The sequence below is a fragment of the Marinobacter caseinilyticus genome (genome assembly GCF_011074955.1).
GTDB lineage: Bacteria > Pseudomonadota > Gammaproteobacteria > Pseudomonadales > Oleiphilaceae > Marinobacter > Marinobacter caseinilyticus.
Map to the genome: position 1 here is coordinate 154,299 of NZ_WUQJ01000037.1, position 23,607 is coordinate 177,905.

General features: G+C 58.1%; 22 protein-coding genes. 6 read left to right on the top strand and 16 right to left on the bottom strand.

Annotated features, from left to right (window positions below):
• The first annotated feature begins 17 nt into the window (after positions 1-17).
• Positions 18-1,073 carry a tRNA (adenosine(37)-N6)-threonylcarbamoyltransferase complex transferase subunit TsaD gene (tsaD, locus tag GRX64_RS19265; RefSeq protein WP_166269754.1) on the top strand — a complete coding sequence of 352 codons (1,056 nt, stop codon included), beginning with the start codon at positions 18-20 and terminating at the stop codon, positions 1,071-1,073.
• Positions 1,074-1,115: 42 nt separating this feature from the next.
• Here tsaD and plsY read toward each other — a convergent pair whose 3' ends face one another.
• Entirely contained in the window at positions 1,116-1,697 is a 582-nt protein-coding gene (plsY, locus tag GRX64_RS19270) for a glycerol-3-phosphate 1-O-acyltransferase PlsY (RefSeq protein ID WP_166269756.1), read from the bottom strand.
• Positions 1,698-1,823: 126 nt separating this feature from the next.
• On the opposite strand from plsY, the gene folB reads away from it, so the two are divergent.
• Both folB and folK (GRX64_RS19280) read left to right on the top strand, forming a co-directional pair.
• A complete protein-coding gene (folB, locus tag GRX64_RS19275; protein ID WP_166269758.1) occupies positions 1,824-2,213 on the top strand; it encodes a dihydroneopterin aldolase in 390 nt (129 codons plus the stop codon).
• Between the two features lie 8 nt (positions 2,214-2,221).
• The gene (folK, locus tag GRX64_RS19280) at positions 2,222-2,737 is read left to right on the top strand and encodes a 2-amino-4-hydroxy-6-hydroxymethyldihydropteridine diphosphokinase (protein WP_235937758.1); all 516 of its coding nucleotides are present in this window, start codon (positions 2,222-2,224) and stop codon (positions 2,735-2,737) included.
• Between the two features lie 32 nt (positions 2,738-2,769).
• Here the strand turns inward: folK (GRX64_RS19280) and pgi are convergent, their stop codons facing one another.
• The 10 genes from pgi to dksA all read right to left on the bottom strand — a co-directional run bounded on the left by pgi (position 2,770) and on the right by dksA (position 14,834).
• On the bottom strand, positions 2,770-4,437 hold the full coding sequence (gene pgi, locus GRX64_RS19285) for a glucose-6-phosphate isomerase (protein ID WP_166269762.1): 1,668 nt from the start codon (positions 4,435-4,437) through the stop codon (positions 2,770-2,772).
• Between the two features lie 45 nt (positions 4,438-4,482).
• Positions 4,483-5,331, bottom strand: coding sequence for a pantoate--beta-alanine ligase (gene panC / locus GRX64_RS19290; protein WP_166269764.1), 849 nt, complete (start codon positions 5,329-5,331; stop codon positions 4,483-4,485).
• Positions 5,328-6,122: a 3-methyl-2-oxobutanoate hydroxymethyltransferase gene (gene panB / locus GRX64_RS19295; RefSeq protein ID WP_166269766.1), complete on the bottom strand. Its 795-nt coding sequence runs from the start codon at positions 6,120-6,122 to the stop codon at positions 5,328-5,330. Before panB ends, panC begins: the two co-directional genes overlap by 4 nt.
• A gap of 116 nt (positions 6,123-6,238) precedes the next feature.
• Positions 6,239-6,745 carry a 2-amino-4-hydroxy-6-hydroxymethyldihydropteridine diphosphokinase gene (folK, locus tag GRX64_RS19300; protein ID WP_166269768.1) on the bottom strand — a complete coding sequence of 169 codons (507 nt, stop codon included), beginning with the start codon at positions 6,743-6,745 and terminating at the stop codon, positions 6,239-6,241.
• Positions 6,746-6,748: 3 nt separating this feature from the next.
• Positions 6,749-8,068 carry a polynucleotide adenylyltransferase PcnB gene (gene pcnB / locus GRX64_RS19305; protein WP_235937759.1) on the bottom strand — a complete coding sequence of 440 codons (1,320 nt, stop codon included), beginning with the start codon at positions 8,066-8,068 and terminating at the stop codon, positions 6,749-6,751.
• Between the two features lie 754 nt (positions 8,069-8,822).
• Positions 8,823-10,223, bottom strand: coding sequence for a sigma-54-dependent transcriptional regulator (locus tag GRX64_RS19310; protein WP_166269772.1), 1,401 nt, complete (start codon positions 10,221-10,223; stop codon positions 8,823-8,825).
• Between the two features lie 16 nt (positions 10,224-10,239).
• Positions 10,240-13,188 carry an ATP-binding protein gene (locus GRX64_RS19315; protein WP_166269774.1) on the bottom strand — a complete coding sequence of 983 codons (2,949 nt, stop codon included), beginning with the start codon at positions 13,186-13,188 and terminating at the stop codon, positions 10,240-10,242.
• Positions 13,178-13,354: a hypothetical protein gene (locus GRX64_RS19320; RefSeq protein ID WP_166269776.1), complete on the bottom strand. Its 177-nt coding sequence runs from the start codon at positions 13,352-13,354 to the stop codon at positions 13,178-13,180. Before GRX64_RS19320 ends, GRX64_RS19315 begins: the two co-directional genes overlap by 11 nt.
• A gap of 36 nt (positions 13,355-13,390) precedes the next feature.
• The gene (gene gluQRS / locus GRX64_RS19325; protein WP_166269778.1) at positions 13,391-14,332 is read right to left on the bottom strand and encodes a tRNA glutamyl-Q(34) synthetase GluQRS; all 942 of its coding nucleotides are present in this window, start codon (positions 14,330-14,332) and stop codon (positions 13,391-13,393) included.
• A gap of 61 nt (positions 14,333-14,393) precedes the next feature.
• Positions 14,394-14,834: an RNA polymerase-binding protein DksA gene (gene dksA / locus GRX64_RS19330; protein ID WP_166269780.1), complete on the bottom strand. Its 441-nt coding sequence runs from the start codon at positions 14,832-14,834 to the stop codon at positions 14,394-14,396.
• Between the two features lie 323 nt (positions 14,835-15,157).
• Here dksA and sfsA point away from each other — a divergent pair, with 323 nt between their 5' ends.
• Positions 15,158-15,883: a DNA/RNA nuclease SfsA gene (gene sfsA / locus GRX64_RS19335; protein WP_166269782.1), complete on the top strand. Its 726-nt coding sequence runs from the start codon at positions 15,158-15,160 to the stop codon at positions 15,881-15,883.
• Here the strand turns inward: sfsA and GRX64_RS19340 are convergent.
• From GRX64_RS19340 to GRX64_RS19350, 3 genes are all read right to left on the bottom strand, one after another.
• The gene (locus GRX64_RS19340) at positions 15,870-16,235 is read right to left on the bottom strand and encodes a Rieske (2Fe-2S) protein (protein WP_166269784.1); all 366 of its coding nucleotides are present in this window, start codon (positions 16,233-16,235) and stop codon (positions 15,870-15,872) included. The genes sfsA and GRX64_RS19340 overlap by 14 nt on opposite strands.
• Positions 16,232-16,582 carry a pentapeptide repeat-containing protein gene (locus GRX64_RS19345; protein ID WP_166269786.1) on the bottom strand — a complete coding sequence of 117 codons (351 nt, stop codon included), beginning with the start codon at positions 16,580-16,582 and terminating at the stop codon, positions 16,232-16,234. The genes GRX64_RS19340 and GRX64_RS19345 overlap by 4 nt, the downstream gene beginning before the upstream one ends.
• A gap of 75 nt (positions 16,583-16,657) precedes the next feature.
• Complete coding sequence (locus GRX64_RS19350; RefSeq protein WP_166269788.1) at positions 16,658-18,235, bottom strand: bifunctional aminoglycoside phosphotransferase/ATP-binding protein; 1,578 nt, start codon at positions 18,233-18,235, stop codon at positions 16,658-16,660.
• Between the two features lie 141 nt (positions 18,236-18,376).
• On the opposite strand from GRX64_RS19350, the gene mrcB reads away from it, so the two are divergent.
• Positions 18,377-20,704: a penicillin-binding protein 1B gene (gene mrcB, locus GRX64_RS19355; RefSeq protein WP_166269790.1), complete on the top strand. Its 2,328-nt coding sequence runs from the start codon at positions 18,377-18,379 to the stop codon at positions 20,702-20,704.
• Positions 20,704-21,261, top strand: coding sequence for a tetratricopeptide repeat protein (locus GRX64_RS19360; protein ID WP_166269852.1), 558 nt, complete (start codon positions 20,704-20,706; stop codon positions 21,259-21,261). The genes mrcB and GRX64_RS19360 overlap by 1 nt, the downstream gene beginning before the upstream one ends.
• 58 nt (positions 21,262-21,319) lie before the next feature.
• On the opposite strand, the gene GRX64_RS19365 is transcribed toward GRX64_RS19360, so the two are convergent.
• Positions 21,320-22,249, bottom strand: coding sequence for a DUF4382 domain-containing protein (locus GRX64_RS19365; RefSeq protein ID WP_166269792.1), 930 nt, complete (start codon positions 22,247-22,249; stop codon positions 21,320-21,322).
• A gap of 269 nt (positions 22,250-22,518) precedes the next feature.
• Positions 22,519-23,439 (bottom strand): lipase family alpha/beta hydrolase, encoded by a 921-nt coding sequence (locus GRX64_RS19370; RefSeq protein ID WP_166269794.1) that lies wholly within the window; start codon positions 23,437-23,439, stop codon positions 22,519-22,521.
• Positions 23,440-23,607: the final 168 nt, after the last annotated feature.

Sequence of the window (23,607 nt, forward strand, 5' to 3'; positions counted from 1 at the left end):
CAAACAAAGCGGACTTTATGCTGATTCTTGGAATTGAAACCTCCTGCGACGAGACGGGAGTAGCGTTGTACCACAGCGAGCAGGGGTTGCTTGCCCATGCATTGTTCAGTCAGGTCGACCTGCATGCCGACTATGGCGGTGTGGTGCCGGAGCTGGCCTCCCGGGACCACGTTCGTAAGTTGCTGCCGTTATGCGATCAGATTATGACGGAGGCCGGTGTGGTGCGTGCTGACATCAACGGCATCGCCTACACCGCCGGGCCGGGCCTGATCGGGGCGCTGATGGTCGGGGGCGCGGTTGCGCATGCCCTGGGCTTTGCACTTGGCGTACCGGTGCTCGGCGTGCACCATATGGAAGGCCACTTGTTGGCACCCATGCTGGAGCCAAATCCGCCGGCGTTTCCCTTTATAGCCCTGCTGGTCTCGGGCGGTCACACCCAGTTGGTGGAAGTGGATGGCATCGGCCAGTATCAGTTGCTGGGCGAGTCGGTGGATGACGCCGCCGGTGAAGCTTTTGATAAAGCTGCCAAGATGCTGGGGCTGGATTATCCGGGCGGCCCTCGGGTAGCAGCCTTGGCTGAATTGGGCACGGCTGGCCGTTACCGATTCCCGCGTCCAATGACCGACCGTCCGGGGCTGGCGTTCAGCTTCAGCGGGTTGAAAACCTATACGCTCAATACGGTGACTGCCGCAGAACAGGAAGGCGGTCTCGATGACCAGACCCGAGCCGATATCGCGCTGGCGTTCGAGTCGGCGGTGGTGGACACCCTGACCATCAAGTGCCGGCGGGCGCTGGAGCAGACCGGCTGCAAACGCCTGGTTATCGCCGGCGGGGTCAGTGCCAACAAACGCTTGCGGGGTGCTCTGGAAACCATGACCCGTAAACTCCAAGCCGGGGTTTTTTACGCCCGTCACGAGTTCTGCACCGACAACGGCGCGATGATCGCCTATGCAGGCTGCCAGCGTTTGATGGCGGGCCAGCAGGACGGCGACCGAATTGTCTCGGTGCCGCGCTGGCCAATGGATACGCTGCCACCGATCACCGAGCCGTGCAGCAATGGATTGGTGGAATAAGCGGCCTGGTGAACGACGGACGTCAGGGCTGTGTGCCGGCGTCTAAAGCTTGGTTTCCCGGTGCTGGGCCAGACGGATCAGGTTGTTGCGGTGACGCACCACGATCAGGATGGCGAGCAAACCAAATAACGGCAAGGTGGACGGCTCGATGATGGCACTGACCACGGGGCCAGTGACGGCCGCCAGCACCGACGCCAGTGATGACAAGTGCCACCGCCACATGGCCAGGGCCCAAATGGCAGCCAATACCAGCGTGGTCGCGGGTGCCAGGGCCAGTCCGGCACCCAGCGCGGTGGCGACGCCTTTGCCGCCCTGAAAACGGTAGAAGACCGGTACCATGTGCCCGGTCACCGCGCACAAGGCCACCACTGCCTGGGTAACCACTGACAGGTCGAACTGTATGGCCAGCCACACCGGCAGCCACCCTTTGGCGGCGTCCAGTGCCAGCGTTATTACGGCCGGCAACCAGCCCCCAACACGGTACACATTGGTGGCGCCCGGATTGCTGGAGCCTTGGGCGCGTGGGTCGGGCAAGTGAAAACCACGGCAAACGGGGATGGCAAACAGCACCGAGCCGGCGAGATAGGCCAAGACGCAGAGCAGAACGAGAAACAGAGGTTCCATAGGCAAAGACTTGCAGTGGTGGTTTATGCGAAAATCGCCCCGCGCAACTGGCACGTGTGCACCTGACCTAAGGTATCGGGTTGGCGTGTGGCAATCAATCAGCCATCAGTCGGTTATCCGATGTGAATGGTGCAGCGGCTCTGGGGTAATCACTGGGTGACGGATAAAGTACTGATCGAAGGCCTGGCGGTGGAGGCGGTTATTGGCGTCTATGACTGGGAGCGTGAGGTCTGTCAGCGGCTGCTGATTGATCTGGAGCTGGTCTGGGACAACCGGGTGCCGGGTGCGTCGGATCAGGTCGCCGATGCGTTGGATTACGCTGCCGTCAGTCATTATGTTATGGAGCATTTTCAGACACATCAGCCTCAGTTGTTGGAAGCCGCCGCAGAGTTGTTGGCGCAGAATATACAATCGGAATTTGGTGTGGTCGGATTGCGTTTGACGATTCGCAAACCGGGCGCGGTCGCCGAGGCCTATTCGGTCGGCGTCAGCATTGAGCGGGGGCAGTTAGGGTGACGGAACCGGTGACTGTCTACATCAGCATTGGCAGCAATATCGAGCGTGAGCATCATGTTACGGTGGCCCTGGACGCCTTGGCTGCGCGTTTTGGCGAGCTCGAGATTTCCTCCGTCTATGAGAGTGAGGCGATTGGCTTTGACGGCGCGCATTTTCTGAATCTGGTGGTAGGGGTACAGACCGCGCTCTCCGTTGCGGCTCTGTCCAAGGTGTTTAAGGCCCTTGAGGCCGATCATGGCCGCCGCCGCGATGTTGCCAAATTCAGTGCCCGGACAATGGATCTGGATATCCTGACGTACGGCGATCGCACCGGCATTGTTGACGGGGTCGAATTGCCCCGGGGTGAGATTCTGAAGAATGCGTTTGTACTGCGGCCACTGGCGGAAATCGCACCGGCGGCGATACACCCGCTCACCATGAAAACCTACTACCAGCTCTGGCAAGACTATGATCGGCCGCAAAAGCTATGGCCGGTTGTCTTTACCTGGCGCAACCGGCCTATCTCCCCACGTTCTTCCGACTAGCGCCTGACGGACGTGTCATGATTGGCTGGACCTTAAAAGCCATTCTTGTGCCGGTTACGAAAAAGCCGAATCAAACCATCGGTTGAGCTGTCGGTGGCACCTTGGTCTCCACCAGACTGAAGCAGGCGGTCAAGAATGCCCTCACCGAGCTGCTTGCCCAGCTCCACGCCCCACTGGTCGAATGAATCCACATCCCAGATCACGCCCTGAGTGTAAGTCTTATGCTCATACAGAGCGATCAGGGCACCCACCGTGCGTGGCGTGGCGCGTTCAAACAGCAGCGTATTGCTGGGCTTATTGCCGGGAATGACCTTGTGACGGGCCAGCCGGTTGATGGCGTTCTCATCCAGCCCCTGAGCCGCAAGCTCTGCCCGGGCCTCGTCTTCGGTCTTGCCTTGCATCAGTGCCTGGGTTTGGCTCAGGCAGTTGGCAAAGAGGATGGCATGGTGATTGCCTACGGGGTTGTGGGTGTGCAGTGGGATGATGAAATCCGCCGGTGACAACTTGGTGCCTTGGTGCAGGAGCTGATGGTAGGCGTGTTGGCCATTGGCGCCGGCGCCGCCCCAAATAATGGGGCCGGTCTGATAATTCACCGGCTCGCCGGCCTGGGTGACACATTTGCCGTTGCTTTCCATGTCCAACTGCTGAAGGTGGGCGGGCAGCCCTCGCAGATAATGATCGTAGGGCAGAATCGCGTGCGCATCGGCACCCCAGAAATTACCGTACCAGATACCCAGCAGCGCCAGAATAACCGGTAGGTTTTCTTCCAATGGTGCGGTCCGGAAATGTTGGTCCATGGCATTGGCACCGGCCAGCAGGCCGCGGAAGTTGTCCATGCCAATGGTCAGTGCGGTGGGCAGGCCAATGGCCGACCAGAGCGAATAGCGGCCGCCAACCCAGTCCCACATCGGAAAAATGTTCTCTTCGGCGATGCCGAATTTGACCGCTTCTTTGGCATTGGCGGTGACCGCCACAAAATGTTTGCTGATGCGTTCTTCCGAGCCGCCATTGTGCAGAAACCATTCCCGCGCTACCCGGGTGTTTTCAAGGGTTTCCTGGGTGCGGAACGATTTCGACTGGATCAGGAACAGCGTGGTTTCCGGATTGATGTGTCGCAATACTTCGGTGATATGGCTGCCGTCAATATTGGCCACGTAATGACAGTTCAGACGCCCATGCCAATATGGCTTCAATGATGCCGAGACCAGCTTCGGGCCGAGGAACGAGCCGCCGATGCCAATGCTGACCACGTCGGTGAAGGGCTTGTTGGTGAAACCTCGCCACTGGGTGCTGTTGACTCGCCAGACGAATTCTTCCATGCGTGCCAGGGTGTCACGTATCTCCGGCATGATGTCGGTGCCATCGACCTTAACCGGCTCATCCGACAAGTTGCGCAATGCCACATGCAGGGCTGGCCGATTCTCGGTGACATTGACACGATCGCCCCGGAACATGGCCTCTATTCGTGCAGGCAGTTGGCAGCTCCTGGCCAGGGTGAACAGATGCTGGAGGGTTTCCTCGGTCACCAGGTTTTTGGAGTAGTCCAGTGCCAGACCTGCGGCTTCCAAAAAGTAACGTTCAAACCGCTTGGGGTCCCGGTTGAACAGATCGCGCATGTGGAGGTACTTGATGTCGGCCTGATGATCGATCAGCGCCTGCCATTCCGGACGGCTTGTCAGGGTTTGGGGGGCCTGTGGCATGGCAGAATCCTTCCAGTTAATAATCGTTTTGGCGGCGAGTCCGCATCAGCGTGTGACTGACAGGTTGTCGATTAATCGTGTAGTGCCGAGAAAGGCGGCCATCAGAATGGTCAGTTGCGGGTCTGCCGGCTGCGCCGGTTTGAGCGTGCGACTGTTGACGATGGCAATGTAATCGGGGTGAAAGCCTGCGGCCAAGAGCTGGTTGTAAGCGTCTTGCTCCAATTGAGTGTATTCGGTCTCGCCCTGCGCGAGTCGGGCGGCCATGTGTTCCATGGCCGCGAAGATGGCGGGCGCGCGGGCTCGCTCGTCGGCGGACAGATAGCCGTTGCGCGAGCTTTTCGCAACGCCATCGGCATCGCGGACGGTGGGGGCGCCGATCACCTCGACAGGAATGAACAAGTCTCGGGTGAGTTTGCGAATGACCGCCAGTTGCTGAAAATCTTTCTCCCCAAACACGGCAACATCGGGCTGGACCATATTGAACAGCATGGTGACCACAGTGGCGACACCGGCAAAATGGCCTGGCCGACTGGCACCGCAGTAGCCGTCGCTGACCTCGGGTACCGTCACCTGAGTGTGGCGGGCCAGACCTTCGGGGTAAAGCTCCTCCACGGAGGGCGCAAAGATCAGACTGTTGCCTGCCGCCTGGAGCCGTTCCTGGTCATCGCGCAGGGTTCTCGGGTAGCTGTCCAGATCTTCATTGGCACCGAACTGCATCGGGTTAATGAAAATGCTGGTCACCACAATGTCGGCCGCGCGACGTGCCTGCTCCACCAGGGATATATGGCCTTCGTGCAGGTTGCCCATGGTCGGCACCAGGCCGATACGCTTGCCTTGTTGGCGGTAGCCGTTGAGCACGGCGCGTAATTCTTTCAGCGTATGAATGGTTCTCATGCTTTGAACGTGTGCTCCTCGCTGGGGAAGGTGCGATCTTTGACGGCCTCGTGGTAGGCCTCAATGGCACCTTGAACGCTTCCGGTCTCGGTCATGAAGTTTTTCACAAATTTAGGTCGTCTTCCGGGTGTGACGCCCAGCATGTCATGAAGCACCAACACCTGGCCGTCAGTGTCGGCGCCCGCGCCAATGCCAATGACCGGCGCTTTAACCGCCTGGGTGATGCGAGCGGCCAGGACGGCGGGCACGCATTCCAGCAGGATCACGTCGGCGCCCGCCGCTTCCAGTTGGCAGGCATGTTCGATCATCATTTCGGCCTGCTTTTCGTCTCGGCCCTGAACTTTATAGCCGCCGAGTTTGTTGACGAACTGAGGCGTCAGGCCGAGGTGGGCGCAGACAGGAATGCCTCGCTCGCTGAGTGCGGCAATGGTATCGGTCATCCAGTCGGTGCCTTCCAGCTTCACCATGTGGGCGCCGGCTCGCATCAGTTCCGCGGCATTGTCCAGTGCCGCCGTCGTGGTGCCGTAGCTCATGAACGGCATATCTGCCATCACCAGGGCGCCTCGATTGCCCTTGGCCACGGAGCGGACGTGATAACACATATGCTCCATGGTCACAGGCAGTGTGCTGTCATGACCTTGCAGTACCATGCCCAGGGAGTCACCGATGAGGATGACGTCGATGCCGGCCTCGCTGACCACTTGAGCAAAAGCCGCATCGTAGGCGGTAAGCACCGAAAACGTCTCACCATTGCGCTTGTATTCGCGCAGGGTATTTATCGTAACAGCCATAGAATCCTTGCCTTTTGGGTGGATGGGCCAAGACTGCGTCGGGGTATCCGACAGGGTAGGGCTTAAGGTTAATGCCGCTTAGGCTGAGAGGCAAGCCGGCTAAGTGTGTGAATCTGTTACAGCGGCGGGTCTTTGGCCACGGGTTTAAGCCGCTGCAGGCCATTGTCCGGGCACCGACTGCGCAGCGAAGCCACTGTGCGGCCATCGGGGAGCTGCAGCTCCGGCGTCAGATCGAGGAGGGGTTGGAGCACAAAATCACGTTGCGGTAATTCGGCATGGGGTACGGTCAACCGGTCGTTCTGGACCACTTGCTGGCCGTAGAGCAGCAGGTCCAGGTCCAGGGTGCGTGGACCCCAATGCTCGGTGCGTTGGCGGCCGTGGGCCCGTTCAATGCGTTGCAGGTGGTCCAGCAGGGCCAGGGGCGAAAGGTCCGTTGTCAGCATGGCTGCGCCATTGACGAAGTCGGGCTGATCCTGGGGGCCAACCGGACGGCTGCGATAAAAGGGTGACTGCGCCATCAGGGTGGTTTGCGGCAATGCGGCCAAGGCGGCAATCGCGCCGGCCAACTGGTTTAGGGGGGCGGCGAGATTGCTGCCCAGCCCAATATACGCGGTGACCGACACCGGTCAGGCCCGGCTCTCGGGCTTGCGGCGGCGCTTACGTTTGCGAGGGCCATCACTGGTAAGTTCCGTGAGCATCTTTTCTTTTGCACGGTCATCGGCTTCCTGGAAGTCGGTCCACCATTGGCCCAGACCGGGTTCGATTTCACCGGCGGCTTCCCGCACCAGCAGAAAATCGTAAGCGGCCCGGAAGCGGGGATGCTCCAGGGTGACGTAGGCACGCTTGCCCTGGCGACGGGGGAGGCGCATTTGCATCTCCCAGATTTCTTTCATGGGCCCGGAGAAACGCTTGGGAATGGCAGTCGCCTGTACTTGGCGTCCAATCACTTTGGCAATTGATTGGTGCAGTGCCGGCTGAACTGGCTCGCCGTCGTCCTGGCGTTTGCGCCATTCAACTTGCAGGGCCGGCCACAGCATGGCGGCATAGAGAAAGTAGGGTGTTACGGACTTGCCCTGCTGCAGCCTGCGGTCGGTATTTTGTAGGGCCTGCACAATCAGCGCGTCGGGTTCTCCTGCGTCCAGTGCTCGGGCCGTTTCCGGGAACAGGTAAGCGAGCAAGCCGTATTCCCTGAGTCGGTTGTAGGAGGCCTCACCGTAACCCGCCGAGAACAGCTTGAGCACTTCCTCAAATAACCTGGCAGAAGGGATATGCGTCAACAGGTGCGCCTGTTCGGCGATGGGGGCTTCGGTTTTGGGCTCTATGTCGAAATCGAGTTTGGCGGCGAAACGAACGGCACGCAACATCCGTACGGGGTCTTCGCGATATCGGGTTTCGGGATCGCCGATCAGCCGCAGTTGGCGATTTTCAAGGTCTTTGATGCCGTTGGCGAAATCCACCACCGAAAAATCTTTAATGCAGTAGTACAGCGCGTTGATGGTGAAGTCGCGCCGGATAGCGTCGTCCTCCAGGTTGCCGTAGACATTATCTCGAAGTAGCTGGCCGTGCTCGCTGGTTTTGCGATCATCGGCATCGGTGTCGTCGTCGGCGTCAGCCGCGTTACCGCGAAAGGTAGTCACTTCAATCACTTCGCGGCCGAACAGTACGTGCACAATGCGAAAGCGGCGTCCGATCAGGCGCGAGTTGCGGAACAGGTCGTGTACTTCTTCCGGGGTGGCATTGGTTGCAATGTCAAAATCTTTGGGCCGTTCGCCCAGCATGATGTCCCGAACGCCGCCGCCCACAAGGTACGCTTCAAAGCCGGCATTATTGAGCCGGTTCAGCACCTTTTTGGAAGGCTCGCTAAGAATTGAGCGAGATACGGTGTGCTGGTCCCTTGGGATCACCTGCCGAGTATAGGTGAGGGGACGGTTCTTTTGGTTACCCATGATGAGTGCCAAGAGGTTTCCTAGGAATAATCGGATCTTTATAAGCATTTAAGAAGTATCTGCAGTGAGCAAAACCGAGAGTTTAACGGTTTGAAGGCCGTTTGCCCATGGCTCGTAATCTGGAGCGGCGAATGGGGACGTTGGGATGCGGCAAATTGGATGTGTATAACGGCGTAAAAACCCGTGACCAATAATCAAAAGGCGGGAACGTTTTCACGAACCCGCCTTGGAAGAGTAGACGATCTGCATTGTTTTTGTTGATGCGAGGGCCTAGGGCCCAAGGCGCCTCTATCCGAGGCAAATCATGCAAGCGGAAAGCTTTGACCACAGAGAGCGGTAGTGACCATGTGCGAGATCTTAGCGGATGCAGCGCCGTCTGAAAGACGATTCTTCTCTACATCTACAACTCACACTAGCCAAGGCACCACTAAAAAGCTCAGCACCCAAAACACTCAGTTCGCTTTCGCTCTATTTTTGTTTTTGTTACTGAACGCTTTACTGCAGCTTTTTGTTTTTGTTGAAGCGCTGCTTTGTCACATTGTTTTTATTGTTGTGCCCCCTATAGACTGCAGAACGTGTGCCATGTTTATAAAAACCTTTGTTAACAGTGTGTTAACTTTAATCAATAATGTGGGGGTCTGTCTCTTTAGACCGAAGTGTTACTCAGGTCTCACTTTTTATGCGAAGCGTGTTCCTTGAGGTAACACCGGGTAACAGTTGAAAGTGCGTTCAGTCTTTTCTGGTGAGCGGCCGCTCAGTTACTCGGCGTTTTCTTGCGGGGTATGCCAAGCCTTTGGCGCCGCTCCCACAGCGATTTGCGACTGATGCCGAGTTTTTGGGCCAATTCGGTCTCGCTCATACGGTCCTGATTTTCAAGAACAAAATGCTGGAAATAGTCTTCTAGGGACAGGTCGTTGGCGGTGTCTGGTTCCCGGGTCGTGGTGGGCGCGTGGTCGCCTTCGACCAGGCTTTGAGGGATGGCAAAATCACCGCCGTCGGAATCCAGGTCGAGCAAGGACGGGGTAATCAAGTCGGTGTCACACAGAATGGTGGCCCGCTCAATGGCGTTTTCCAGTTCACGTACGTTGCCAGGCCAGCGGTGTCTCTCGAGCACCTGCATGGCATCTGGGCTGAGGTTTAAGCCCTGCTTGTTCATGCGTTTACCCTGGCGCTCCAAAAACCGGCGTGCCAGGCCTAGAATGTCGCTCTGGCGTTCCCGTAGTGGGGGGATTCGGATTTGCATCACGTTCAATCGGTAATACAGGTCTTCGCGAAATTCGCCGGTGCGGGTCATGGCTTTCAGGTTCCGATGGGTGGCGGCAATCATTCGGACGCTGACTTTGCGGCTTTGGGTGGAGCCAACTTTGCGAATTTCGCCCTCTTGCAGTACCCGTAACAGGCGAGCCTGGGCTTCCGCCGGCAACTCGCCAATTTCATCCAGAAACAGGCTGCCGCCATCGGCGGCTTCAATCAATCCGGTGCGGGCCGACACGGCCCCGGTAAATGCGCCCTTTTCATGCCCGAAAAGCTCGGACTCAATCAGGCTTTCCGGAATGGCGGCGCAGTTGACCGAAATCAGCGGGCGTGCGGCGCGAGGGCTGAGTTGATGCAAGGCCTGGGCCGCGAGTTCTTTACCGGTACCGGATTCACCCTGAACCAGCACCGTCGTTTCAGTGGGCGCGACCTTGCGGATCAATGTGAACACTTGCTGCATGGCATCGCAGTCACCAAACATATGCCGGGCAGGATCCCCTGCCGCGGTGCCATCGGCAGCCACTTCCGGCGTAGCCAGATCCACGGGGGCGGATTTCCGGCTCAGGATGGACTCCACCGCTGCTAACATTTCATCGTGATCAAACGGTTTGGCAATGTATTCCACGGCCCCCATTTTCATGGAGTCGACCGCCGAGCGGAGGCTGGCGTAACTGGTCATGATGAGCACCGGGGAGTTGGGTGCGCGGGTAATGAGTTCGGTGCCGGGCGCGCCGGGCAAACGCAAGTCCGAAATAATCAGATCAAACTGTTGCAAGTCGAATGCCCGTTCGGCTTCGTCCACCGAACCGGCATCGGATACCTCATACCCGGTATGTTCCAGAAGTTTCCGGAGGGCCGAACGGATGATGTCTTCGTCTTCTACAATCAGTATGCGACGCATGGTGGTGTCATGACCTTTATTTCGGATCGGCAATGGCCGTTTCGGGCTCGTATGCAGGAAGTCTCAATCGGACACAGGTGCCTTGTGTTGCATCGGGACTGGCCGGGCTTTCTACCTGGATGTTGCCGTAATGTTCTTCCACGATACTGTACACCAGGGACAGCCCAAGCCCAGTACCCTGGTTGGGTCCCTTGGTGGTGTAAAACGGCTCGAAGATGTGATCGAGCTGGTCCGCAGGAATGCCTGAGCCTTCATCGACGACCTCGATAATAGCGGAGTATCCCTCGCGGTTTCCACTGATGTGGATGCGGCCACCCTCTGGCGATGCATCGCGGGCATTGGCCAACAAATTGACGAAGACCTGAACCAGTCGCTGTTCGTCACCCAGAATCATCAGATCCTGCGGACAATCGTTCTGATAGCGAATGCCCCGGCCCTGATCGCTCAGCGATAACAGGTTGATGGATTCGTCGACGCAGCGATGGAGTAAGGCCGGCTCGTACCGGTTGGCCTGGGCATGATTGCCGGAGCGGGCAAAATTCATCAACGATTGCAAAATGGTGGAGATGCGGCGGGTTTGCTGTTGAATCTGATCCGCGGTTGACAGAATGTCTTCATCGTCGGTCTCAAGTTTGAGGTTCTGTGCCAGTGACGATATGCCGGTGACCGGGTTGCCGACCTCATGGGCGACGCCGGCAGCGAGCCGGCCGACCGAGGCCAGCCGTTCGCTGTGCATCAATTCATCCTCAAGCAACCGGGTCTCGGTCTGGTCTTCCACCATAATGATGCTGCCACCGTCAGAATGGTCCGGTCCGCTGAGGTTGGATTTGTGCAAGTTGAGCCAGTGAGGTCGCCCTTTCAGGTACAGGCGGTGCTTGTACCGGTGTAGCTCATTGCCCTGTACGAAGTCATCCAGCAGCAAGTGCCAGTGTTCCGGTAATGCCAGTAAACGGGCACCCACCACGTCGTCGGCGGCGATTTCGGTGAGTTGCTCCATGGCGTGATTCCACATCAGAATCTCGCCATCATCGCCGACCGAGCAGGCCGGAATAGGCAGGTTCTGAAGCGTTTGCCGGTAATGGCGCCGGAGGTTGTCCAGCTCTCCGGCCAGGCCGGTCAGTTGGCTTTGGTAGTCGCCCAGAGCGCGTTCAACGTAATGAATGTCTTGTGCGGTCGTGCTACCTGCCATGGGTTTGAAGCCGAGGCTGCGCTGGACCATGTCACGGGCGACCGAGGGGCCCAGCAAGCCGGACAGGTTGACTTCAATCTGGTCCCGCAGGCGGCGTAACTGATAGGGCCGGTACTCGACCACCGGCAAATTCAGTTGCGCCAGGGCCCGCTCCACCTCGCGGTCGGCAACAGTCACGCCCAGCGGGGCGGCCAGTTGCTGGACAAAATCTTCGGAAGAGGCTGCCAGCAGTTCCCGGCGTTTGGGCCGTGACAAGGCTCCCATGGAGCATGCTTGGGCGGCACTGTTTTCATCATGGTTGGTGGCGCTCAGCACCGATACCAACGCAAACACAAACACATTGAGCGCCAGGCTGGCAAAAGTGAAAATATACCAGTTGTCGGTGTCGGGCGAGAGCGGCAGATTAAGCTGGGTAAGCACGTTGGCGGTCTGTGAGAGCGGCAATACCAACGTCGTAATCCACACCAGGGTGCCGGCGAGAAGGCCGCAAATCAACCCCTTGCGGTTGCCCTCCGGCCAATAAATGACGCCCAATGCGCCGGGCAGCAACTGCAACACCCCTGCCAGCGACAGCGCCCCCAGGATCGACAGGTCAATTTGTTTGCCAACCGTTTCGTGGAATAGCAGAGCCGCCAGGATGATGAGGGCCACCAGAATGCGTTTGACCCAGCGCAGCCACCGGTAGATATCACCCTGATCACGCGGGGTGCGTAATGGCAACACCATGTGGTTGAGCACCATGCCCGCCAGCGCCAGCGTGCTGACGATCATTAATCCGCTGGCCGCCGACATGCCGGCAATGTACATCAGCAGGGTCAGCAGGGGACGGTCCAGGGCGATGGCGGTGCCGATGACGTAAAAGCTCGGAGGGGTGTCGGCGGCCAGCTCAATGCCACCCCATAAAATCACCGGGACCGGCAGCGCCAGCAGCAACAGGTACAACGGCAAACCCCAACTGGCCTGAGCCAGGGCTTTCGGGCTGGGGTTCTCGCTGAACGTCATATGGTACATGTGGGGCAGCACCAGGGCCGCCGCAAACGACATCAACATCAGGGCGCGCCAGCTGCCATCGTTGATGCCCTGCGCCATGGCGCTGACCTGACTGGTTTGGGTTGCCAGCCAGGTATCCAGGCCACCCAGACCGCCAAATACGGAGAACAGGATGACGCCGCCCAGGGTCAGCATCGCAATCAGCTTGATCACCGAGTCAAAGGCAATCGCAACGACCAGGCCCTGGTGGCTTTCCGAGCCCTGGTCCCGGCGCGCGCCAAACAGCATGGCGAACAGCACCACAATCAAACTGAACAGGACGCTGATCATCGGTTGCGACGCGTCGGGGGACAACAGGCTGACAGACGTTGAAACCGCTTTGATCTGCATGCTGAGCAGCGACAGGATAGCAGCGCCGGAACACAGGGTGACCAGGGTGCCGGCCCACTGGCTGCGATAGCGGAAGGCAAACAGGTCGGCAAGCGAGGTAAGTTGGTAGGCCCGGCTGATGCGCATGATGGGGTTCAGCAGCACCGGCGCCAGTAGGAAGGCGCCACTGATGCCCAGGTAATAGGCAAGGAACCCGAAACCGGATTCTGCGGCCATGCCGAGTGCGCCATAGACGGCCCAGATGCCAGCGTAAACGCCGAGGCTGAGGACATAGACGACTGGGTGCCGCACCCAGCGCAGTGGCAGCACGCCACGCTCAGTGATGTGGGCAAGGCCAAACAGCAGGCTCAGGTATAAAAAACTGACCAGCAACAGAATCGGTAGGCTAAAACTCATTGGGGTCCCGTCGCCATTCCAGCCAGAATCCCATCGCGATCAGGCCGGCCCAGATCAGATAGGGGCTATACCAGGCGTAGCCAGGCGAAATCCACCAATCCAGGATGTTGGGCGAAAATATATAGATGGCCAGAACCAGCAGGAAGACAAGGCGGTAGATATACATCGGATGTCGCACCCGCGCTGTGTTTGTGTGCTGCGTTTATAACACGTCCGTCCCCGGCCTGTCAGTTTGAGACTGATCAGGCTCACGCTCACGCAGACCCTGGACTGACTGAGGTTCGCGTGGAATGCGATCCCGCCGCCAGTGAGAGACAGCCCACGTCATTATATCCGCTGGGGAACGTCTGGCCAGACCCTTGGGGGGTGCCTGGCCAAGAGCGGTTAATGCTGTCGTCAGGTTTTTGCCCGCCTCAGCGTCGTCTAACGCCGGGGCGTGATTCTGTTTGCTGAGTTTTTGACCGTCTGAGTTGAGGATCACCGGAATGTGCAGCCAAGCGGGCGGTTCGGCCTCCAGTGCCTGATAGATCTGCTGTTGTTGCGCCGTCATCTCCAGCAGGTCCGAGCCGCGGACGACATGGGTAATACCTTGATCAATGTCGTCAACAACGACGGCCAGCTGGTAGGCGTAGAAGCCCTCTTTGCGCACCAGGACCGGGTCGTCCAATTCCGACCAGACGGTTTGAGACTGCGGTCCCAGCAGGTTGTCTCGCCATTGGCTCAGTTCGTCTGACAATGCAAAGCGTATTGCGTGGGGGCGGTCTTCCAGATTTGCAGAGCGCGTCCGGCACGCTTCCGAGTGGCGGCCATCGTTGGCTTTAAGGTAAGTGCGGGAGCACCCGCAGCGGTAGGCGCGGTGATGGGCGAAAAGCGACTGAACGGCTTCGGCGTAGGCGCCGTGGCGTTGTGACTGAAACCTCACCGGTTGGTCAGCTTCCAGGCCATGGGCATGAAGGCTGTGGAGGATAAGGTCCACAGCTTCGCTGGATTCGCGTAACGGATCGAGGTCTTCAATCCGGATCAACCAGGAACCCTGATGGGTGCGGGCTTCCAGATAACTGGCCAGGGCGGTCACAAGAGAACCAAGGTGCAGGGGACCCGTCGGGGAGGGGGCAAAGCGCCCGCAATAGGTCTGTGCAGTCATGAGTCAGCCTGCGCCGGTGGTTTGCTTGAACCACCGGCGTTCGGGAGTCGCAAGCCGCGGCTTAGATGCCGGTCTGGCGCTCGCGGATCTCGGCCAAAGTTTTGCAGTCGATGCACAGGGTTGCCGTTGGGCGTGCTTCCAGACGGCGGGTACCAATTTCAACACCGCACTGATCGCAAAAACCGTAGTCGTCTTTGTCGATACGGTCGATGGTCTGATCAATCTTCTTGATCAGTTTGCGCTCGCGATCACGGGTGCGGAGCTCAAGACTGAATTCCTCTTCCTGAGTCGCGCGATCGCTAGGGTCAGCATAGTTGGCGGCATCTTCCTGCATGTGATGCATGGTGCGGTCAACCTCTTCCATCAACTCCTGCTTCCAATTCAGCAGCAGGTTGCGGAAGTGCTCAAGCATATCCCCACTCATGTATTCTTCACCCTTTTTCATTTCATAAGGGGTGAAATTGGTGAAGCGCTCGCGTGGTTTGTCTTCTGTCTTTGCCATTGAACCCGGCCTCTTTCTTGTACTTCAACTGAACAGTTGCGCCAAAGTAGGCGACATTCGTCCGAAACAGGAGCCGGTACGTGGTTGCCACAACCGGCTTCGTATAGTCATTTGACCTTGTTGGGGCGCCTTCCTTGCAGCTTAGCAGGTTTGGCTGTGCCATGCGTGAGACTCAATAGGGCATGCACAAGGTTCCAGAATTTGCGGAAAATAGCAGATATCCCGGGGTCGCGCCAGCCTTGTGATGCAGGGTTTTGCTTTGGTGCCGGTTTGCTCTTGCGTATGATGGCCTGCCTGACCGCCAAAGACTCACGGAGCCCGCCATGACGTTCACTTCCCAATTGATCGAGGGACGCCTGATAAAGCGCTACAAACGTTTTCTTGCCGATGTCTGTCTGCCCGACGGGGCTATTGTCACCGCGCACTGTCCGAATACCGGGTCCATGTCGGGCTGCAAACCTGAGCAAGGGCGGGTATGGCTGACCGCTAACGATGACCCCAAACGCAAGCTTCGTTACACCTGGGAATTGGTGGAGGCACAGCCGGGGATGTTGGCGTGCATCAATACAGCGCGGCCAAACCATCAGGCTCGATCCGCCATTGAGCAGGGGCGGATTGCCGGCCTGAGCGGCTACCGTCTCTGCCGGCCAGAGGTTCGTTACGGTCAGGAAAAAAGCCGGATTGATCTGCATCTCTCGGGTCACGACGAGTGGGCAGACGCCTGGGTAGAAGTCAAAAACGTGACCCTGTGCGAAGGTGGCACCGGGTATTTCCCCGATGCAGTGACCACCCGGGGGCAAAAACACCTGCGGGAGTTAATGGGTCAGGCGGCTGCGGGTGAGCGTGCGGTGCTGTTGTTCTGTGTTAATCATACCGGAATTCAACGCGTGCGCCCGGCGGACCATATCGATCCAACTTACGGCCGTTTGCTGCGGGAGGCGGCGGATGCTGGAGTGGAAATACTGGCGTGGCAGGCGGATTTAATGGTGGGCGGTGAACCCAGCGGATCGCTGGCTCTGGTCAGGAGCGTGCCGGTCAATCTGGAGTAAAGCGAACCCAAATATAGCCGTCTTGCTGACGAGTCTCAAGTGCCGTCAGGGCGTCGCCCTGGCAAGGGCCGGCGATGCAGTCGCCCCGGTCGGGGGTGAACAGGGCGCCATGGGTGGCGCATTGGATAAAGTGCCCGTCGGCCTCTTTGAAGCGGTTGGGCATCCAGTTCAGCTCAATGCCCAGGTGCGGGCATCGGTTGATGTAAGCGCAGGCTAGATCGCCGTGCAGCAACACAAATCCGGGCGTATCCGACAGCGAAAACTGGGCGCAGGCGCCGTCAGCCAGATCTTCAACCCGGCAGGCGATCTGCCATTCGCCAGTTGCCGGAGTGCCGCCAATGCCAGTGTTCATTTGCCCACGTTATAACGCATGCGGGTTCCATGGTTCAGGGACATTACAATTTCATCGGCATGAAGGGCGATCGGAAACAGGCACCCTGATATTTTGGCGCCCGCAATGCTGGCCCCCTCGAGGTTTGCCTGGCTGAAATCGATACCGCGAATGTCGGCACCCCGGAAATAACCGTGGCTGAGATCCAGACCGTCCGTATTCATACCCCGAAGGTCGAGGCCCCGGAAATCACCATGGGTAAAGCTGGGGTAGGACTCCAGCTTATCCTTGGCAGCGTTGAAGGCGTCGACGTTTTCATTTCTGAGCGCCAGATACAGCGGGGAATCAATGTGGCGAATATCTTCCATTAAACGGCTCCCTTCAGGGTTCGGTCAGAGACGGTGCTAATCGGACCCCGGGATGCCGGGGTCCGATTAGCCCGGTCAGATCGGCATTAGGCCAAAATGTTGACGGATTCGGTCAGCCAATGCCTCGGCGACATGGTCCTGTTCGGTATGAACGTGGATGGTATGGGTTTTCTCTCGGTCCGTCAGAGGCTCCAGCCAACCTTTTTGCTGATCTAGCAGGGTGACGTCCGCTTCCGAGGCATCGGCGGTGCGCGCCGACACCCATTTGCGGCGTAGTGCTTCCGGGGCTTCGCAATCGACGAGTGCAAACGGCACGCCCTGACTCTCCGCGACCTGTTCAAGCAAGTCGCGTTCATCGTGTTTCAGGTTGGCGGCATCAACGATCACCGGTACGCCCGCCATCAGAAGCTCCGCTGAACGCTGGGCCAAATGCGCGTAGGTTTTACGGGTGGCCTCATCGGTGTAAATGTTGTCATTCAGGCCGGACTTACTGCTGTCCAGCGGGGCAAGACCAAACAGGCGTTTGCGTTCCACGTCCGAGCGAAGGCGCACCAACCCGAGCTGGTAGGACAGGGCGCTGCTGACCACCGTCTTACCACTGCCGGATAATCCAGTGGTTGCCAGTAGGAAGTGATTGGGGATGTTGCCGTAGCTTTCGGCCAGGTTGGCATAGTCCTGATAGCGTTGCTTAAGACCGGCTTTCTCGGCGTCGCTCAACGACGGATTGCCCAGCATGAACAGTGAAATCTTGGCCCTGACCATGGCGCGATAGGCCTTGTAGAGCGGTAGTAAAGGCACCCCGGCAAAATCGCCGCTGAATTCCAGGTAAGTATTCAGCGCCCGGCTCGCCAAGGCATGCTCGCGCCGTGACTCCAGGTCCATCAACAAAAACGCGAAGTCGTTGATGACGTCAATCCAGCGAAACGGTTCGTTGAATTCAATGCAGTCGAAGACGGTAACCTCACCCTCATAAACGGTGATGTTTGCCAGATGCAGGTCACCATGGCACTCGCGGACATAGCCATTCTTGCGCCGGTGATTGATCAGGTCGTTCAAACGGTCGAACGTGCAGCGGGTCCAGTCTTCCAGGCGATCAACCTGAGCCAGCAGGGCTGTTTCGTCCAGCAGGGGCCGAATCTGGTCGAAATTCTCCTGCATCGCTGCGTAGACCGCTTGTGGCGTGCCGAGCGGCTTGTCGTCGGCGACTGAAGGCAACTTGCTGTGGAATTCAGCTGCTTGCCTGGCCAGGCTGGTCAGCAACTCTGGTGTCAGCCGGCCTTCCTCTTGCCGGCGATCCAACAAGTCCGATTGATCAAACTGACGCATCCGAATGGCGTATTCGAACGGTTCGCCGCCGCCATTCAGTTGAGGCGCATCCGGGGTCCCGGTAATTGGCACGACATCAAGGTACAGTTTGTCCGCCAGCCGGCTGTTAAGCCGCAGCTCTTCCTCACAGAAATGTTTGCGTCGGGTCAGGGTGGAAAAGTCGAGAAAGCCAAAATCCATGGGTTTCTTGATCTTATAAGCATAAGGACCGGTGAGAATAACCCAGGAAATATGCGTCTCATGCACCTGAAAATCGGTCACTGGGTGGTCGTAAAGGGCCGGATTCTGCAATGCCTGAATCAGGCCACCTGTTGTCTCGTCACTCACAAGCCTCTCCTTGAATGCGTGCTTTCGTTTGTGCGTATGGCAAATTGATGATTATTGGCGTCCCATCATAACGGTGACATTACATAAATAACACAGAGATCATCAGCGCGTTGCCGGTGCTGTTTCGTTATAATCCCGGCCATGAAAAAGTCGTCTGCTCCCAAAAAACGTTCAAGTAAGCGCTCTCGCAACTTCGCCACCGATCGAAAAAGACGGTTCTGGCGCGTGGCGGGTCGTGTCATCCTGGTTGGCTTGGTCATTCTGACCGGCTGGGTGGTTTATCTGGATGCCGTGGTCACTTCCCGGTTTGAAGGGCGACGGTTTGAAGTGCCGTCGAGGGTCTATGCCCGCCCGCTCGAGCTGTATGAGGGAGCCAGTGTCAGCATCAGTGCGCTCAAACGGGAGCTGGAATTATCCGGTTATCGTCTTGGTGACGGCTCCCGGCGCGGCACCTACAGTCAGTCCGGCAACCGGTTCGTCATCAGTACGCGCGGATTCGTGTTTGCAGATGGTCGGGAGCCGAAGCGCCGATTGGCTCTTTCTGTATCCGGTGATCGGGTTGCCAGTTTGAGAGTAATGAAGGGCTCCAATGACCCGGTGGTGCGTCTGGAACCGGCGCAGATTGGTGGTATCTACCCGGCCCACAAGGAGGATCGGGTATTGGTCAAACTGGAGGATTTGCCAGCGGCGCTGGAGCCTGCGCTATTGACTGTCGAGGATCGCGAGTTCTATCAGCACGTTGGCGTCTCGCCTTACGCCATTGCCCGTGCGCTCTGGGTCAACGTGCAGGCGGGGCGAGTGGTTCAGGGTGGCAGTACCCTGACGCAACAGCTGGTCAAGAATTTCTATCTGACCCGGGATCAAACCCTGATACGGAAAGGCAACGAAGCACTGATGTCGTTGCTGCTTGAACTGCATTATGACAAGTCCGACATCCTGGAAACCTATCTCAATGAGGTTTATCTGGGGCAGGCCGGAACCCGCAGTATTCACGGCTTCGGTTTGGCCAGCCAGTTCTATTTTGGGTCGTCGCTGGGAGAGTTGAGCCTTGATCAGGTCGCGCTTCTGGTCGGGCTGGTGAAGGGGCCGAGCTACTACGACCCGCGCCGACACCCGGAACGGGCCTTGCAGCGCCGCAATCTGGTCATTGACACGATGCAGGACAACGGCGTGATCGATAACGCCAGCGCTGGCAAGGCCCGGGCAAAGCCATTGGGTGTCGCGGCCAAACCCTCCTATTCTGAAAATCGCTACCCGGCCTATATCGACCTGGTCCGGCGCCATTTGGCCAGGGATTACAAACAGGACGATTTGCAGAGCGAGGGCCTGCGTATCTTCACCACGCTGAATCCGGTCATTCAGTATGCGGCGGAATACGCGGTTGCAAACACCTTGAAGCGCATGGACAACGGACAGGGCGAGTCGTCGCTCGAAAGCGCCATGGTGGTGACGTCCAGGGACAGTGGTGAGGTGCTGGCGTTGGTGGGTGGGCGTGACCCGCAATACGCCGGCTTTAACCGTGCGGTGGATGCCCAGCGCCCCATTGGCTCGCTGATTAAGCCATTTACCTACCTGACGGCACTCCGGCAGCCGGATCGCTACACGCTGATCTCCACCATCGACGACCGCAAGTTTGCTCTGGTGTTTGACGATGGCAGGCGCTGGGAACCCAAAAACTACGGTGGGGACGAGCACGGCGAGGTGCCCCTGCATCGCGCCTTGTCGCACTCCTATAATTTGTCCGCGGTCCGCGTAGGGTTGGATGTGGGCGTCGACTCGGTGATTGAAACACTGCAAAACCTTGGCATGACCGACCCGGTTTCGGAATACCCGTCAATGTTGCTGGGCGCGGTACCAATGAGCCCGGTCACTGTCGCGGCCCTATACCAGGGTTTGGCGACATCCGGCTTCAATACCCCGCTTCGTACGATCCGGGAGGTCACCACAGCGCAGGGCGAATCCTTGTCTCGCTACAGTCTGGCGGTTGATCAGGTGGTGGACCCGTCTGCCGTGCATCTGGTGCAATACGCCATGCAAGAGACCATGCGAGAAGGCACCGGCCAGTCGGCTTATCGCACGGTGCCGTCGGCTCTGGGCCTTGCAGGTAAAACCGGGACCACGGATGATGGTCGAGACAGCTGGTTTGCTGGATTCAGTGGTGATTTGCTGGCGGTGACCTGGGTTGGGCGCGACGACAATGGCCCCACTTCTCTGACCGGCGCGACCGGCGCATTGCCGGTATGGTCGAATTTTATGGCGCAAGTGCCGCAACACGGATTTTCGCCGGTGGTGCCGGACGGCGTGCAATACCACTGGGTAAACTCCGAACGCATCGCATTGACCGATGAGCACTGCGCGAACGCACGATACATGCCGTTCATTACCGGCAGTGAACCGCAACAGCGGGTGAACTGTTCGGGCAATATGACGCGGCGTTTACGAGGCTGGTTTGAAGGATTGTTCGAATGATGTTAAGACAGATTTTAATCGGTGGCGGGCTCGCAGCGAGCCTGGTGCTGGCAGGTTGTGCCAGCCCGGGTGGTTCGATTTACGTGCCGGCCAGCCAGTCTCCGGACTACGACCGGGCACCGGCGCCGCCCCAAACCACGGAATCGGGCAGTCGCGTAAAAAAGTCGGAACAACCGGCTGAAACCGAGGTCATTGACCGAGACACTGCCCCTCGCCATCAGGAGCAGGGTGAATCGCTGTCGCCCGCTGCGGCCAGTCTGATGCGAGAAGCGAGTTCGCTGTTGGCACAAGGTGATCCCCGCGGTGCCGTCAGCAAGCTGGAGCGAGCGCAGCGTATCTCCCCCCGTTCTGCCGAGATCTACTACAAACTGTCAGAAGCCTATGTGGCGCTTGACCAGTTGGGTGCTGCGGAACAGTTCACGTTGAAGGGGCTGTCGCTAGCTGGCAGCAACACGGGTTTGCAGCGGGCGGGCTGGATGTTGCTGGCGGATATCCGGCGGGCAACCGGTAACACCGCTGGGGCTGATCACGCGGAAGCTCGGGCTGATGCCTTGTAATAACTGCAAAAAAAAAGCCCCTGACAGGTCAGGGGCTCCGATTTAGCATTTCCGACGCTTAAGGCACGAGCGGAATGGCATTTGCCTCAGTTGTTGTGCTGGCAATGACCGTTACGTTTTGCGTGCCCTCAAATTCCAGGGCATCGTCCAATTCGTTGTCGTCGAGCTGGCAGCTGTAGCTGAGGGTGTAATCGTCCGCGGGCAGAAATGCGGCGGTGTAGTTGTAAAGCCCGTCGTTGTCCAAATCCGCAACAGGAATGGCGAGCAATGGGCCGCCTTCAGTGGTGACGTTGATATCCGTGGGCGTCACGTCGGCACCTCGGTAGATGTATACAGCACCGGCGTAATCTGCGCTGCAGTTTGCGAGGGCGTCATCACTGCTTCGGGTCTGTTGAATGGTGACATAATCGACCTCGCCTTCGATGGCGCCGACCTGCAGGTTATTGACCAAGCGCAGGGATGGCTTCAGCAAATAGTCGGCCAGCGATTCGCCTGTCGGATTAACAATTGATTTCCGGACATCAAAATCAACGGTGAAGCCGGTCGAGGTGTCCGCTGCCACAAAGAAATCACCCTTGAGCTTGAGTCCGCTCGATTCTCCTGACGGCACAGCAAGGCTGGCCTCGACATCGGGTTGATCCTTGAGTACGACAAAAGAGTCAGCGGTGTTGACGAGAAGTCTCAGTTCCGAGTATTGACCCGCCGGTACTTCTTCATCGGTAATCAACGGCTCGCTCAGACCACCCTGCAAATCCAGCAGGTTCCAGGCTTTGGGCTCATCAAATGTAAATTTAACCCAATCTCCGTCGACCGGCTTAAGAGAAATGCCGATAAAGGAGACGGTCACATTGGTGAATTCCATCGCGGGTGCGTCGGTAACGCCGACGGATACTGAGCCGGTAGAGCCAACATCGCTGCCACCGCCGCCACAGGCGGTCAAAGCACCCGTCAGAGCTATTACGCTTAAATACGTCATCGAAGTTTTCATAATACAAATCCTTGTCGTGAACTCTTATTTTATCATAGGACAAAATACGTCACGTAAAAGTGTACAGGTGTGCCGCCTTGTGCGTCCTTGCGGGATAATTAAAGCCAGGCAATGGAATGTAACCGGCAATCAGTGGAGGAGGTACAAATGGGGGGCGGTTTGGGTCAGGTGGTGGGTGGCCCCAGGAGCGTGCAGTTCCGACGGGTACTTTCGTTTTATCACAAAACAGAGCGGTTGCAGGGTGAACCGCTCCATCCCGGAGTCTGTGCTTACAGGCCGGCGTTTTTCAGACGGTTGGCCTGTTGACGAAACACGGTTTTGGGGTCGGTTTCAAACAGACTGTGCAGGCCGAGGGCCTGATTCACTTCATCCAAGTGGTTCATAAAGTAGTTGTCACGAATAACCTTGCCAAAGTGGTTGCTGCAGCGGCCAACCAGGCCGTCGTTGGCACTGAAGCCGAACGCCAGGCTGGTGGTGCCAAGCAGTGCATCCGAGGGGTCCAGAACATTGGTCAGGACGCCGGTGCCGCCCCAAGAGTAGAAACGCACGCCGTTGGCGGAATAGGCCCCTTCGCCACAAGCGCTGTTTGGCATACCGGCCGGTGCGAAGTTGTTGAATTCCGTGCTGCCCTGGCTGGTCAGTGAATACAGGCTGGAACTCAGGTCCTGATTGTAACCTCCGCCGGAGAGCAAATCGATCAGGCCGCCAAGTGCGTTGCCCAGGCTGGCGGCAAAGCTCTCTGCGGGGGATCCGTAAATCAGGTCAGCAACGGGGGAGCCTCTGTGAGGTGAGCCCACCGATGTAACGGAGGCCACCAGGTCAGGCCGGACCCGGGCGATGTAGCGTGCGGTTGGACCACCATGGCTGTGACCAATCAGGTTAACTTTGCCGTGGATCGCCGCAATGGCCTGGATCTGCGGTAGGAGCGCTTCGCCCCGTGCAATGGTGCTGTCCAGCGCTGGGACTTGGGTGGTGTAAACCTCGGCACCGTAACGGTTCAGTTCTTCGGTGATGCCATACCAATAGTCGACGCCGACAATGGAGTCAAAGCCGAACATGCCGTGGACAAGAACGATCGGGTATCGGGTCTCCGTATAATCTGAAGGGGTTGAATCCCACCACCAGGCCATGGTCGGAGCTGACCACGCCATGACGCACAGCAACGCCATGAGTTTCCATAATTTGTTCATTTATGCACCTACAGTTTGTTGTTGTCTTTGTTTTCAAACTGCGGTCAGAACCGGTGCCCCGGGCCTGTATCAACCTAACTTGCGGCTACTCCAGAGACTTCATATACAGCGTGTGTAAGGCAGGCTGTTTGGCTTCCATGCGCTGACGTCGGTGTTTGTATTGTCATT